Below are 12,899 nucleotides of genomic sequence, written 5' to 3'. Positions count from 1 at the left end.
CGCTGCCCTTTACCAGGCGTAGTCCTCCGGCGCGGTGCGGTGACCGGGGAAAATGGTGTCGAGCCTGGCCAGCGCCTCGGCGTCCAAGTCCGTGTCCAGGGCCGTGAGGGCGTCGTCGAGCTGTGCCTGAATCCGCGGACCGACAATCGGCGCGGTGACGGCCGGCTGGTGCAGCAGCCAGGCCAGGGCCAGAACGCCGGGGGCAACTCCGAGCTCATCGGCGAAATCCTCGTACTGGCCCAGCGCTTCACGGTGGGTTTCCAGGGCTTCCTTCGCCCGTCCCTCCGTGCGCCGGCCGCCCTCCTCGGTCTTCTTGAGCACTCCGCCCAGCAGGCCGCCTTCCAGCGGTGACCACGGCAGCAGCCCCAACCCGTACTGCTGTGCCGCCGGGATCACTTCCAGCTCCACGGCCCGGGTGATGAGGTTGTAGATGCTCTGTTCACTGACCAGTCCGGTGAAGTTCCGGCGCTGGGCAGCTTCCTGGGCGCGGGCAATGTGCCAGCCGGCAAAGTTGGAACTGCCGTTGTAGATGATCTTGCCCTGCTGCACCGCCACCTCCATGGCCTGCCAGATCTCGTCCCACGGGGTGTTCCGGTCAATGTGGTGGAACTGGTACAGGTCTATGTAGTCGGTCTGCAGCCGCGACAGGCTGGCATCCAGCGCCCGGCGGATGTTCAGCGCCGAGAGGAACGTGTCGTTGGGACGCTCACTCATGGAACCGTACAGCTTGGTGGCGATCACGGTGTCTTCACGACGTCCCCCGCCCTTGGCGAACCAGCGGCCCACAATCTCCTCGGTCCAGCCCTTCTTGTCCCAGCCGTAGACATTGGCGGTATCAAAAAAGTTGATGCCTGCCTCCCGGGCGGAGTCCATGATGGCATGGGCGTCCGCTTCCTCGGTCTTGGGGCCGAAGTTCATGGTGCCAAGGCACAGGCGGGAGACGCTGAGGCCGGAACGGCCCAGATGGGTGTACTGCATGGAGGAATCCTCACTCGGGGTGGTCGGTGGCTGAGCAGCCGGCCCGCGGCATCGGGACCGCGGGCGCAGGACCCATTCTGCTCGCCCGGGCACTCCCCGGACTAGGGGTATCCAACAGTTCCTGCGGGAAATAGGGTGGAGGCCAAACGCAACGAAAGGCACTCCAATGACGCATGAACATGTCCCGGGACTGGACCTGAACAACGGAGTCCGCATTCCCCAGCTCGGCTACGGAGTATTTCAGATCCCCCCGCAGAGCACCCAGGGAGCCGTCGAAAGTGCCCTCGAAGCCGGCTACCGGCACATCGATACGGCAGCCGGTTACAAGAATGAAGCAGCAGTGGGCGCCGCCGTCGCAGCATCCGGCATTGCCCGCGAAGATCTGTTTATCACCACCAAACTCCGCAACGGGGACCAGGCGCGGGCACGCCCCGCGTTCGAGGACAGCCGGGAAGCGCTGGGCCTGGAGCAAGTGGACCTGTACCTGATCCACTGGCCGGTTCCCTCGCAGGGACTGTTCCTGCAGGCCTGGCAGGACCTGGAACAAATCTATTCCGACGGACTGGCCCGCGCCATCGGCGTTTCCAATTTCCTCCCCGAACATCTGGAGGAACTCACCCAGGCCGCCAACGTTCCGCCCGTTGTCAATCAGATTGAACTGCACCCCACCTTCCAGCAGCGGGCGCTCGCAGATGCTTCCCGCCGCCACGGCATGGCGGTTGAGGCCTACAGCCCGCTGGGGCAGAGCGAGGATCTGGCGAACAGCACCGTGATTGATATTGCGCGGCGCCACGATGCAACACCGGCCCAGGTGGTGCTGGCCTGGCATCTGGCGTCCGGCAACATCGCCATCCCAAAGACGGCCACTCCGGAGCGGATGCGGGAGAACCTCGCCTCCGTGAGCCTGGAGCTCTCGCCCCGCGACATGGAGCAGATCAACGAGCTCGACGCCGGCAGGAGGATCGGCGCGGACCCCGCCACGGCTGCCTTCAGCCAGTACTGACTCAGGCACCTCCGGGCCGCCGCTGATGTAGCCTGAAGCACAAACCTGAACCAAGGAGGGCACATCTGTGGCCGAGTCGTATTACCGCGCCCTGGGCGAGGAAACCTTTGAATCCACCATCCATACGCAGGGCGCCTGGAATGAGAGCGAGCAGCACATGGCTCCCGTCTCGGGCCTGCTCGCCCATGCGCTGGAAACGTGCAGCCCCCGCCCGGACATGCGCCTGGCCAGGATCAGCTATGACATCCTCGGCGTCATCCCCGGCGGCACCTTCGACGTGCGGACCAAGGTCCTGCGCCCCGGCCGCACCATCGAACTGCTGGAAGCTGAACTGATTGCCGGCGGCCGGACGGCGGTGCGGGCCACCGCCTGGCGGCTGGCGCTGGGTTCCACCGGCGAAGTGGCAGCCCTGGAGGATGCGCCGATGCCCGGACCCGACGGCCTGGAAGAGGCCCGGGGAATGACCGCGTGGCCGGGGGACTTCATCGGGTCCCTGGACTTCCGCGCCGTGCCGGGCCTGCGCCCGGGCCGCGGGCAGGTGTGGATCCGCACGCCCTACTCCATGCTGGAGGGAGAAACAACGTCGGACCTGGTGCGCATGGTGGGCCTGGTGGACACTGCCAACGGCATTGCGGCAAGGGTTCCGCCGGGCGGGGACAGCTACATGTTCCCCAACGTCGACCTGCAGATCCACCTTCACCGGGAGCCCCGGGGAGAGTGGCTGGGGCTGGACACCCGGGTCACGTTTGGAACGGACGGCATTGGCCTGACGTCCTCGGTGCTGCATGACAGCGAGGGGCCCTTTGGCCGCAGTGAACAGATTCTGACCGTGCGCCGGCTTGGCGGGCAGGCCTAGAACCATGTCCGGCGACTTATTCGGTCCAGCCGGCGGGGCTGCGACACCGCTCACGGTGGTGCGCCAGCATCAAAGCCTGGGCGCTGCGGAGGATCTGGACTTTGCCCTGGCCATGCTGGCCGCGGCCAAGCAAGGGGAGCTGGGCCCGACGCTCCGTGTATACCGGCCGCAGCCCACCGTGGCGCTGGGCCAGCGCGACGCGCGCCTGCCCGGGTTCGACGACGCCGCCCGGGCCTGCCGGCTGCAGGGCTTCGAGCCCCTGGTGCGCAAGGCAGGCGGACGGGCTGCGGCCTACCACCAAGGCTGCCTCATTCTGGATCATGTGGAACCAGGAACAGAGGCGGTGACCGGTTCCCGGGAAAGATTCGCTGCCTTCGGCGAAATGTATGCCTCAGCTCTGCGGCGGGCAGGCGCCGATGCCGCAGTGGGAGAAATCTCCGGGGAGTATTGCCCGGGGGAGTTCACCGTCCACGGCACCGCCGGCGGTGGCAGGAAAATCAAGCTGGTTGGCACGGCGCAGCGCGTGGTGTCCGGTGCCTGGCTCTTTTCCTCGGTGTTTGTGGTGCAGGACGCAGCTCCGCTGCGGCGTGTGTTGACCGAGTGTTACTCCGCATTGGGCCTGGACTGGAATCCGGAAACTGCCGGCGCCGCGGAGGACACCGGAACCGTTGATCTGAACAGCGTCGAGGCGGCCTTGATCGAGGCCTATGCTGCCTGTGTTCCGCTGGCCACCGGGAATTTCGACGCGCTGGCACACGCGTTGCAGCACGGCGCCAGTGTGTCCGGGGCCGCTCCGGTCCGGTAGCCTCTGCGGCGATCAGTAAGCTTAGTGAAGGATCTGCACGTTGAAACGAAGGAGAGACGTTGGCGAAGAACAGCATTGAAAACACTGCACTGAGGCTCAAGGCAGTCTTGGAAGTCCTGGCTGCGGAGGATCCGTCCGCCGAGCGCCGGATCAGCAGGGGAGAAGTCCTCTCCGCCGCCGTGACCCGCGTGCCGTTGACGGGGACTGAAGCCGAGACGCTGGCCAGCGGCGCCGCACGCGGAGAACGTGCCTTGGCCACTGCCACCGGCAAGCTGGTCAAAGCCGGCTGGATCACCAAGGAAGGCCGGGCGGGCTGGAGCATTACCGCCTCCGGCCGCCGCGCCCTGCAGGATTTCCCGGACACCGCCGATCTGCTGGCCGCCATGAACGGCAAGGCAGTTGCTCCGGCCGCCGCCTCGCCCGCAGCAGCTGAGGTGGAGGAAGTCGTGGAAGAGGCACTGCAGGATTCCGTGGCCGTGCCGGAAGTTCCGCAGGAACACCACGGCGCCCATGCGGGCACCGAACGGCCCGAACCCTCCTTTCCGCAGCCGGGCGCCGTCGTTATTGCCGGTACCCTGGGCAGCGCCCTGGGCCAGGCCGACTGGGACCCGGCCGGCCTGCAGCTTACCTTTGACCGCAATGACGAGCTCTGGAAGCTCACCGCAGATCTCCCCGCGGGACACTACGAATACAAGGTGGCGTTGGACGGATCCTGGGAGGAGAACTACGGGCGGCACGGTCACCGGGACGGCGCCAACATGGACATGGCGCACGACGGCGGTCCGCTGACGTTCCTGTACGACCACGCAACGCATACGGTGGTCACCAAGCCTGACGTCAACGTCTAGATGTACCCGGCCAGGACGTTGGTAGCGGCGTGTCTGGTTGAACGAAGGAGAACCTCCGGATGGGATGTGGCTTGTCAAAGGCCCGCTCCAACCCGGAGGTTCTCGTGTCCCACAGTAGTGCCCGTTTGACCGTTTATGGCCGGCTGCTGATCGTCCATCGCCACCAGTCTGGCTGGAAACAGGCCCATATCGCGGCCGCTATGGGTGTCTCACGCAAGTGCGTGAAGACCTGGATCGACCGCTACGACGCTGAAGGCGAAGCAGGGCTGGCCACACGATCCTCCCGGCCGCACACGATGCCAACGCGCACCAGCACCGACACTGAGCAGAAGGTCCTCTCCGCGCGCGCTGAGCATCGCGCCGGGCCCGACGTGCTCGGACCGATGCTGGGCGTCCCGGCGCGAACGGTATCCCGGATCCTTCGCCGCCATGGCACGGCCTTCCTGCGTGACTGCGACCCGATCACCGGAGAGGTGATCCGCTCATCGAAGGCCACTGCGGTGCGGTACGAGCGCGAACGGCCCGGCGAGCTGGTGCACATGGACGTCAAAAAGCTCGGCAAGATCCCCGACGGCGGCGGCTGGAAGGCCCACGGGCGGCAGATGGGTTCCACGAACGCGCGCAAGCAGATCAAAGTCGGCTACGATTACGTCCACTCCGTGATCGATGATCACTCCCGGCTGGCCTACAGCGAGATCCTGCCCGACGAGAAGGGACCGACCTGCGCGGGATTCCTGGAACGTGCCATCACCTACTTCGCTTCACACGGCATCACACGGATCGAGCGCTTGATGACCGACAACGCCTGGGCCTACCGCTACTCGCTGCGTGATCTCTGCGCCGCCTACGACATCACGCAGAAGTTCATCAAACCGCACTGCCCCTGGCAGAACGGCAAGGTGGAGCGCCTGAACCGCACCCTGGCCACCGAATGGGCCTACCGACGGATCTTCACCAGCAACGACGAGCGGGCAGCGGCACTTGCGCCATGGCTCGAGCACTACAACAATGAACGACGCCACAGCGCACTCGGAGGCAAACCACCCATCAGCCGCCTGCTACCAACCTAATGGCCGGGTACATCTAGACCGGGCTGCTAGCCGTCCGCCGATTCCGGCGAGAGCCCGTGCCGGTCCAGGAACGCGAGCACGGTTTCCGCCAGAATCTGCCAGCTGTGATCGATGACCAGCGAGTGACCGCTGCCTTCGATCTCCATGTACTCGGTGGGTGAGGTTGCTCTTCGGTAGCGGCGGGCGGCGGCCCGGACCACCGACGCCGGAACCACCCGGTCCCGGCCCGCTCCCACCAGCAGCAGCGGCCCCCTGTCCACAGTGGTGTCCACCCGGACCGGGGTGCGCGGATTTACGTTTGCCAGCGCAGCTTGGAACAGCGGACGTCCGGGTGCCGGCATGACACAGGTGGCCAGCATGTCATTGGACTCGCGTTCCGAAACGGCGTTGGCGAAGTCCCGTCGGAAATGCTGCGGGGTTTGGCGAACAATTTTCCGGACGTTCAGAGGGTTCCGCAGCACGGGAAGCAGGGACGCCATCTGGACGGGGGGAAGCCGGAGGACACCGCGGAACTGAACGGGCGCCACCGCAACCGCACCTGCGGCCAGCCCCCGGGCCAGGAGCTGCTGGGCGAGCAGCCCGCCGAAGGCATGCCCCACGAGTACCGGCGGCCGGGGCAGCCTGCCGATGAGTTCTTCATAATGGCTCAGGGCCTCGGCCACGCCGGTTCCGGCCATGGGACCCGGAAAGGCATTGGCGGCCGGAAGGCTTTCCGGTTCACCCGGCCAGCCGGGAGCCCACGGCGCATAGCCGCGTTCCTCAAAGAGCTCCACCCAGGAATCCCAGCTGGTGGCGTGCAGCCACAGTCCGTGGATGAAGACCACGGGGGTGCGGTCCTCGGACTGGAGGCCGCCCCGGTCCAGGGCTGCCAAAGTCCTCGGCAGGGATCCCACTGGAGTCATGGTCAGTGCTCCTCGCATCCGCAGTGATCCGGGTTGCCGGCTGGTGATGCTGGCAAGTCTGCCATTTGCAGCGCGCCGAACGGTAGGCCTCAGGCACCGATTCGCCGCACGGGTCCGGTCAGGAAGCCCGCAGGTTCGCGCACCCACCACACGCCGTCGGCCCGGCGTTCCGCGGGAGTCGAAAACCGGTAGCGGTACACCCTCGCCCGCACCCACCGGGGCGGCGTCCCGGCAAAGGGGTCGGTGCGCAGCAGCGCCAGGGTGCGGCGGTCGCCGTCGAGCAGTTTCTGCAGCAGCACCGGAAACCAGGAACCGCCGGAGGCACCCAGCGCCAGAAACCACATCAGCCAGTCCAGCCGCAGATGGTACGGGGCGAATTGGCGCGGCCGCCGTGACGGGTCGCCGGGCTTCCCCTTGAACTCATAGGCCAGCCAGCGGGCGTCCGCGCCGGGATCATCCAGGGTTCCCTCGATCACGACCTCGTTGCGGGATCGGGTAATGCTGCCGAACGCGCCGTACGCGTTGGACAGGTGCCAGCGGTTGAAGCTGGCGTTCATCAGCTGGTTGCGGCTGAACAGATTCCGCAGCGGCTTCCACGCCCAATAGAGCATCAGGGCCGTCACGGCCAGTACGACGACGGTGAACCAGACAGGGTTGGCGGAAGGGTCCGGGCCGGCAAAGGACACCGCAGGAAAGAGCACCGACAGGTTGGAATCGGCGACTGCGCTGAAGGCGAGCAGGATGGTCAGCACGTTCAGCCAGGCGAAGTTCCCGGACAGCACCAGCCACAGCTGGGTGAGAATCACCACGGCCGCGGCAATCCCCGCCACCGGCTGCGGAAAGAAGAGGAAAAACGGCACCACCAGCTGGGCGAAGTGGTTGCCCAGCACCTCGGCCTTGTGCAGGGGTCTGGGCAGGTGGTGGAAGTACCAGCTGGCCGGATTGGGCATTGGCTGGGTTTCATGGTGGTAATACAGGGCGGTCAGGTCCCGCCACACCCGGTCCCCGCGCATCTTGATCAGCCCGGCTCCAAACTCCAGCCGGAAGACCAGCCAGCGGAAGAGGAAGAGCACCGTGACCGGAGGAGCCACCTCGTTGGAGCCCAGGAACGCCGCCAGGAAGCCGGCCTCGAGCAGCAGTGATTCCCAGCCGAAGCCGTAAAACGTCTGGCCGATGTTCACGATGGAAAGGTACAGCCCGAACAGCAGGAGGAAGGCTGCCATCGGCAGCCACGGGGGACCGGTTTGGGGAAGCCCGGCAACGAGCAGGGCGGCGACGGCGGCGCCGGTCCAGGCAACAGCCAGCAGGAACCGGTCCGAGTAATGCCAACGGAACAGGGTGGGGATGCCGCGGCCGGCGGTCCGGGCCAGAAACCGGGGTGCGGGCAGCAGTCCGCGCTCACCCAGCAGCGCCGGAAACTGGTTAGCGGCGGAGATGAAGGCGATCAGAAACACGGCGGCGATGCCGCGCTGCAGCACCTGCCGCGCAAATTCGTATCCCTCGGCGCTGAAAAGATCCATGGCACATCCACCGTAGCCGGTGAGGTCCTGCGCCGGGAGGGCCGTTAGAACAGCGGCCAGGGCACCGCGGGCATTCCGCCGCTCGGCGCCGGAAACTGTCCGGCCGAGCGCAGCCGCGCGCAGCGCGCGGCTAGCGAAGCAATTTCCTCGGCCGTGAGCAGCTCCGACAGCTCCGAGCCCAGCTTCCCCCGCAGTCCCTCGAGGATCCGGTCGATGCCCTCGAGTTCCTCGGCGGTCAACTCTTCGCCGATCCAGCCCCACAGCACCGTCCGCAGTTTGTGGTCGCTGTGGAAGGTGAGCCCGTGGTCCACGCCGTACCGGTGGCCGCCGCCCATGGCGAGGATGTGGTCGCCTTTGCGGTCGGCATTGTTGACCAGCACGTCGAACACTGCCATCCGTCGCAGCGCCGGCGTGTCTTCGTGAATGAGGGCGACGATCCGTCCGTTTTGGTCCTCACCCTCAAGGACCTCTTTCCAGCCGGTTCCGGGCACGTCGTCCGCAGCCACCAGGTCCACCGCGGTCTGCTCCGGGTCCGTGTGCTGCCAGAGCTGCACCATTCCTTCGCCCAGCGGGCCGTCCCGCAGGAAGGTGCGCGGCACGATGTTCCAGCCCAGGGTCTCCGACACCAGGTAGGCGGCCACCTCCCGGTGCGCCAGGAACCCGTCGGGAAAGTCCCACAGCGGCTTCTCGCCCGCCATCGGTTTGTAGACGACGGCGGCACCGCCAATGGAGCCCAGAAAGGTGGCGTTCGACGCCGTCGTGATGCGGCCGGTAAGCGTCAGCTCAGCGGTTCCCAGGTCCGACGCCGGCATCAGGCCTCGGGGAAGGTGCAGGTATGCCCGTCGGCGTCGATCGGCTGACCGCAGATCACGCAGATCGGACGCCCGGCGCCCACCACTTCCCGCGCGCGCTTCGCGAAGGCCCGGGCGGTGCCCACCGGCATGCTGACCCGCAGCACCTCGGCGGGATCGGCGTCGTCATCCTCTTCGAGGAAGCCGTCGTCGTCCGGGTCAACCTCTTCGAGGGGATAGGCCTCGATGACGAGCTGGGCCGTGGTGGGATCCCAGCCCAGGCTCAACACCCCGGTGCGGAACTGCTCCTGAACCGGCTCGAGATCGTCGTTGTCGACGAGCTCGATGGGTGTGCTTGCGGGAACGTGAAAGGGATTGCCTTCGATGGTCATGAGCTGGTCGAGGATCTCGTCGATCTTCTCGGCCAGCTGGGCCGACTGCTGCTTCTCGAGGGCGATGCTGACGATCTGTTTCCCGGTGCGTACCTGCAGGTAGAACGTGCGCTGACCCGGAACGCCGACAGTGCCGACGACAACGCGGTCGGGCCAGGCGAACTCGTGAACGGTTGTAGGCATAGGACTACTCTAGGCTCATTGGGCCGGTGGCGCCGTATGTCCTGCGCCACCGCCGACCGGAGCGTCGCCCGGCGCCGTGCTGGCCGCCAGCCAGGACAGGTCCCCGGCGTCGGTGTTGGTCGCGAAAACCGTGGGGCGGCCCTTGCCGTAGTGCACGATCGACACGGAGGCCGGGCCCACGGTTATGCGCTGGAAGAGATCCAGGTGCATGCCGAGCGCGTCGGCCAGGACCGACTTGATGATGTCCCCGTGGCTCACCGCCGCCCACACCGCTCCCGGCCCGTGTTCGGCTTCGAAAGCCGCGTCGTGGCGCCGGATGGCGGCCACCGACCGGGCCTGCATCGCAGCCATGGACTCACCGCCGGGGAAGGTGACGGCGGAGGGCTGGGACTGCACCACCGGCCACAGCTCATCCTTCGCGAGATCAGCGAGCGTGCGGTTTTGCCAGGAGCCGTAATCGCACTCGTTAAGGTCAGCTTCAATCGGCGCATGCGGAGCGCCCTGCTGGCGGTCCAGAATGAGCTGTGCGGTCTGCCGGCACCGCTCAAGCGGGCTCGACACCACGCCGACCAGGGGTACGGCGGCGAGCCGGTCCCCGGTGACGGCCGCCTGGTCACGGCCCGTCTGGTCGAGGGAGACGCCGGGGGTGCGGCCGGCCAGCAGCCCGGAGGCGTTCGCTGTGGTGCGGCCGTGCCGCACGAGAATTACTGTTGCCATTCCCCCAGCCTAGTCATGGGTGTGGGGGAGGGGATGAACCGACCGGCGCGTCAGTTGCCTGGGGGGTGTGTTCGCTGGATGATGCGGTACACCGTGCTGCGGGCGACCTGGAAGAGTTCTGCGATCTCCGTGGTGGTGTGTTCTCCTGCGTTGTACAGCGAGACCACGTGTGCTTCCTGCGATTTGGAGAGTTTGGGCTGTTTGCCGCGAAGCCGGCCTTTGGCTTTGGCGATCTGCATGCCCTCCCGAGTGCGGGCCCGGATGAGATCGGATTCGAACTCGGCAACCATGGCGAGGACGTTGAACAGCAGCCGTCCGACGGGGTCCGACGGATCGTGGATGGATCCGCCGATGCTGAGCTTCACATTCTTTTTCGTGAGTTCTTCGAGGATGTCACGGGCGTCGGGCAAGGAACGGGCGAGACGGTCAAGTTTGGTGATGACGAAGGTGTCCCCGTCACGGACTGCCGCCAGGGCCTGACGCAGCCCGGGCCGGTCACGGTTGGTGCCGGTCAACCCGTGGTCGGTGTAGATCAGGTCTTCGGGGACACCGAGGGCTGCGAGTTGGTTCTGCTGGGCTGTGAGGTCCTGCTCGGTGGTGGACACGCGGGCGTAACCGACGATGTGGGCACTCATGGATCCGAATGTAGCGGTTGCGCTACCCTCACCGGGCATACGGTCGGGCGGGGTATACGCGAATCACGAGGTCAAGCAGGTATACGGCTACTTCGTGGTGGGTAAGTGCGGTCGGTCGCGTCGTGGTGGGGGACCGGCTTGCGGACATAGTCAACAGCGCGGCCGCGTATATAAACTTCCCGCTTTGGAGGCGTCGACCCGCAGAAGTCCGTCGCGACCTGGGCTGAACCGCAAGACCAGCTCCACAAATTAGCCCACTCCGCTTCAGAGCACACTCCTAAGCGCGTTAAGACGGTAATCAATAGGCCTCAGAATACGATGAAAGCATGACAACTGAACGCGCCGTCGCCTTCTCTGAGGATAAATCAGGTGCCTCACCAGTCGCGGACCAGGCACCGGCGCCTGAGGGCCGAAGTGAGGTAGCTTCTGGCGAAACAGCAGAGCCCCTGGCTGGAATCAACAGCAGTATCCGCGACGAAGTGGATCGGCAGTTTCGTTTGGTGCCCGTGATCGGTACGGGACGTCGGTGGTATGACGTGCCCTATTCGTTGCTAAACGTCTTATTCGTAGGCCGACGCTACTGGGCGAAGATGCCCAAGGCTGCACGGCGAGCAATCAATCGGCTGCAAAACTGGCTGCTTATTTTCAACCATTACGACCGGGAAAAGATTGCGCACCCTCATGACCCGTTGTACAACGTGGTTGTCCCCGAAGATGAGAAGGTGTCTCTCCCGTATTTCTGGCTGGTCGAATACTACTCACCCAGCCACGCTGAGGACCTCGCTCGACGGATCGGATCGCGCAAGTGGAGTCGGGCGGACTTCATTCGGACAGAGGGAGCCGACGATGCTGTTAGACAAGGACGCCAGCGAGACGGTTCCCTAGGTGTGCAAGACATTGCGACACTAGTCAGCCACGACTACCAGGGATTCTTTCCAAGCGCGGTGCGGATGCGTCTGCCCGATCCGTTCAAGACAATTTCTCTTAGGCTGCTGCCCCTTGGATCTGCTCTGACCGCAGTTGTCGCTCGTTTCGACTTGACCGATGCCGCCGCCGCATCGCTCGACGACGCTCTGCGGGCGGAGTACCGGCCCCGACTGTGCAGAGTCAAAGGGCGCCTGCACGTCCGTCAACGGATGTACGTCGCTCTCGAAGCCGTTCAAATGAAACGCGAGGAACTACATCAAGCTGGGCGAAATTGGCTTGCGAACGAGCTTCCGGGTCTTTTCGCCATTGAGGCAAGGGCCTCACACCCGGTACTCGACCTTTTATTCACTCAGAGATTCGATCCGTTCAGTCGAAAAGAACGGGACCGTAATGACATGAATTTTGATCGTGCCCTGGGACTTAACAAGAGCCCGCTCACTCTGATTCATTCGCCGGAGTGGAAACGCGTACGGGTCATGGACTACGCCTTTGAGACCTCTAACCGGGAGGTGCGCGATTCAGGCTTAGCGATGGTTGCCAAATATGATGATGCACTCGGACGTAAGAATGAGTTCAAATACAGGGGTGATGAGCGCAGCGAACAGGGGATCATGATCGACCTTGACTTTGGAGCCCCTGGATTGATCACTCGTTTCGGTTTGTTCGAGTTGCTGCGTATCAAGCAAATAGCCGTAGCCCGTGCTCGAGACCAGGCAAGCTCGATGCACTCCCGTCGACCGGTTACAAGTGCAAAGAAGCTGCGGGAATCTGTTCTCCGCTCAAGCCTCGACATGGCCACCGTCGCTCGTGACATTCAGTCCCTGGCAGCCAGCGCCAACCGCTATGAGTGGGTGGTACCCGAGCTGGCGACCCGCAGACGCGAAACCGATCGCTGGGGAAAGTCGAAGAAGGGCCTCTTAAAGGACTGGGCTAACCGACAGGCAGAGGATGCACGCAGGCTGGCTGACCTTGACCGTGAGCTTCTCAATATCCTCGACCTCTCCAGTAGTTTGAACGCATCCATCGAGGGCATTCGATCGCAGCGTTGGTCATTGTTTGTGGCACTTCTTTCGTTGGTCTCATCAGGTGTAGCCGTGTGGTTGGCATACCTGTCTCTGATCGCATCCAGTGCTACATGACGACGAGGTTAGCGAAGTCCCTGCAGACGGAATGCTCTGAAATATCCCTCATTGCTGCATTGGCCCGCCCTCGAAAGCGCCCGGTGATGGATCCCGTTGGAGGACGCCTGGATGCCCCTTCGGCCATCGTTTT

Annotated in this window: 13 protein-coding genes; 6 read left to right on the top strand and 7 right to left on the bottom strand. The window is 64.9% G+C overall.

Going from position 1 to position 12,899, the window contains the following annotated elements; genetic code table 11:
- Positions 1–9 precede the first annotated feature (9 nt).
- On the bottom strand, positions 10–978 hold the full coding sequence (locus MUG94_RS10425) for an aldo/keto reductase (protein WP_227908355.1): 969 nt from the start codon (positions 976–978) through the stop codon (positions 10–12).
- Positions 979–1,144: 166 nt separating this feature from the next.
- Between MUG94_RS10425 and MUG94_RS10420 the strand changes: the two genes are divergently transcribed.
- The 5 genes from MUG94_RS10420 to MUG94_RS10400 all read left to right on the top strand — a co-directional run bounded on the left by MUG94_RS10420 (position 1,145) and on the right by MUG94_RS10400 (position 5,560).
- On the top strand, positions 1,145–1,981 hold the full coding sequence (locus tag MUG94_RS10420; protein ID WP_227908356.1) for an aldo/keto reductase: 837 nt from the start codon (positions 1,145–1,147) through the stop codon (positions 1,979–1,981).
- A gap of 67 nt (positions 1,982–2,048) precedes the next feature.
- Entirely contained in the window at positions 2,049–2,837 is a 789-nt protein-coding gene (locus MUG94_RS10415; protein WP_227908357.1) for a thioesterase family protein, read from the top strand.
- Positions 2,838–2,841: 4 nt separating this feature from the next.
- Complete coding sequence (locus tag MUG94_RS10410; protein ID WP_227908358.1) at positions 2,842–3,642, top strand: lipoate--protein ligase family protein; 801 nt, start codon at positions 2,842–2,844, stop codon at positions 3,640–3,642.
- Positions 3,643–3,701: 59 nt separating this feature from the next.
- Entirely contained in the window at positions 3,702–4,490 is a 789-nt protein-coding gene (locus MUG94_RS10405; protein WP_227908359.1) for a pullulanase X25 domain-containing protein, read from the top strand.
- Between the two features lie 104 nt (positions 4,491–4,594).
- On the top strand, positions 4,595–5,560 hold the full coding sequence (locus tag MUG94_RS10400; RefSeq protein ID WP_247098809.1) for an IS481 family transposase: 966 nt from the start codon (positions 4,595–4,597) through the stop codon (positions 5,558–5,560).
- Between the two features lie 26 nt (positions 5,561–5,586).
- Here MUG94_RS10400 and MUG94_RS10395 read toward each other — a convergent pair whose 3' ends face one another.
- From MUG94_RS10395 to MUG94_RS10370, 6 genes are all read right to left on the bottom strand, one after another.
- Positions 5,587–6,462 (bottom strand): alpha/beta hydrolase, encoded by an 876-nt coding sequence (locus MUG94_RS10395; protein ID WP_227909321.1) that lies wholly within the window; start codon positions 6,460–6,462, stop codon positions 5,587–5,589.
- 89 nt (positions 6,463–6,551) lie between these two features.
- Entirely contained in the window at positions 6,552–7,982 is a 1,431-nt protein-coding gene (locus tag MUG94_RS10390; protein WP_227909320.1) for a lipase maturation factor family protein, read from the bottom strand.
- Positions 7,983–8,026: 44 nt separating this feature from the next.
- The gene (locus MUG94_RS10385) at positions 8,027–8,794 is read right to left on the bottom strand and encodes an SCO1664 family protein (RefSeq protein ID WP_227909319.1); all 768 of its coding nucleotides are present in this window, start codon (positions 8,792–8,794) and stop codon (positions 8,027–8,029) included.
- Positions 8,794–9,348, bottom strand: a complete 555-nt coding sequence (locus MUG94_RS10380) for a DUF3090 family protein (protein ID WP_227909318.1) — start codon at positions 9,346–9,348, stop codon at positions 8,794–8,796. The genes MUG94_RS10385 and MUG94_RS10380 overlap by 1 nt, the downstream gene beginning before the upstream one ends.
- Before the next feature lie 15 nt (positions 9,349–9,363).
- The gene (locus MUG94_RS10375) at positions 9,364–10,065 is read right to left on the bottom strand and encodes a histidine phosphatase family protein (RefSeq protein WP_227909317.1); all 702 of its coding nucleotides are present in this window, start codon (positions 10,063–10,065) and stop codon (positions 9,364–9,366) included.
- 50 nt (positions 10,066–10,115) lie between these two features.
- Positions 10,116–10,700 carry a recombinase family protein gene (locus tag MUG94_RS10370; RefSeq protein ID WP_227909316.1) on the bottom strand — a complete coding sequence of 195 codons (585 nt, stop codon included), beginning with the start codon at positions 10,698–10,700 and terminating at the stop codon, positions 10,116–10,118.
- A 326-nt stretch (positions 10,701–11,026) separates the two neighbouring features.
- On the opposite strand from MUG94_RS10370, the gene MUG94_RS10365 reads away from it, so the two are divergent.
- Complete coding sequence (locus MUG94_RS10365; protein ID WP_227909315.1) at positions 11,027–12,766, top strand: hypothetical protein; 1,740 nt, start codon at positions 11,027–11,029, stop codon at positions 12,764–12,766.
- Positions 12,767–12,899 lie beyond the last annotated feature (133 nt).

Source organism: Arthrobacter gengyunqii, assembly GCF_023022985.1.
GTDB lineage: Bacteria > Actinomycetota > Actinomycetes > Actinomycetales > Micrococcaceae > Arthrobacter_B > Arthrobacter_B gengyunqii.
The sequence above is the reverse complement of the archived record's forward strand: the minus strand, read 5'-3'. Positions and strand labels throughout refer to the sequence as shown.

Coding starts and splice junctions, on each gene's coding strand:
- MUG94_RS10380 (WP_227909318.1), bottom strand. CDS start 9,348: ATGCCTACAACCGTTCACGAGTTCGCCTGGCCCGACCGCGTTGTCGTC.
- MUG94_RS10410 (WP_227908358.1), top strand. CDS start 2,842: ATGTCCGGCGACTTATTCGGTCCAGCCGGCGGGGCTGCGACACCGCTC.
- MUG94_RS10390 (WP_227909320.1), bottom strand. CDS start 7,982: ATGGATCTTTTCAGCGCCGAGGGATACGAATTTGCGCGGCAGGTGCTG.
- MUG94_RS10385 (WP_227909319.1), bottom strand. CDS start 8,794: ATGCCGGCGTCGGACCTGGGAACCGCTGAGCTGACGCTTACCGGCCGC.
- MUG94_RS10425 (WP_227908355.1), bottom strand. CDS start 978: ATGCAGTACACCCATCTGGGCCGTTCCGGCCTCAGCGTCTCCCGCCTG.
- MUG94_RS10365 (WP_227909315.1), top strand. CDS start 11,027: ATGACAACTGAACGCGCCGTCGCCTTCTCTGAGGATAAATCAGGTGCC.
- MUG94_RS10420 (WP_227908356.1), top strand. CDS start 1,145: ATGACGCATGAACATGTCCCGGGACTGGACCTGAACAACGGAGTCCGC.
- MUG94_RS10370 (WP_227909316.1), bottom strand. CDS start 10,700: ATGAGTGCCCACATCGTCGGTTACGCCCGCGTGTCCACCACCGAGCAG.
- MUG94_RS10395 (WP_227909321.1), bottom strand. CDS start 6,462: ATGACTCCAGTGGGATCCCTGCCGAGGACTTTGGCAGCCCTGGACCGG.
- MUG94_RS10375 (WP_227909317.1), bottom strand. CDS start 10,065: ATGGCAACAGTAATTCTCGTGCGGCACGGCCGCACCACAGCGAACGCC.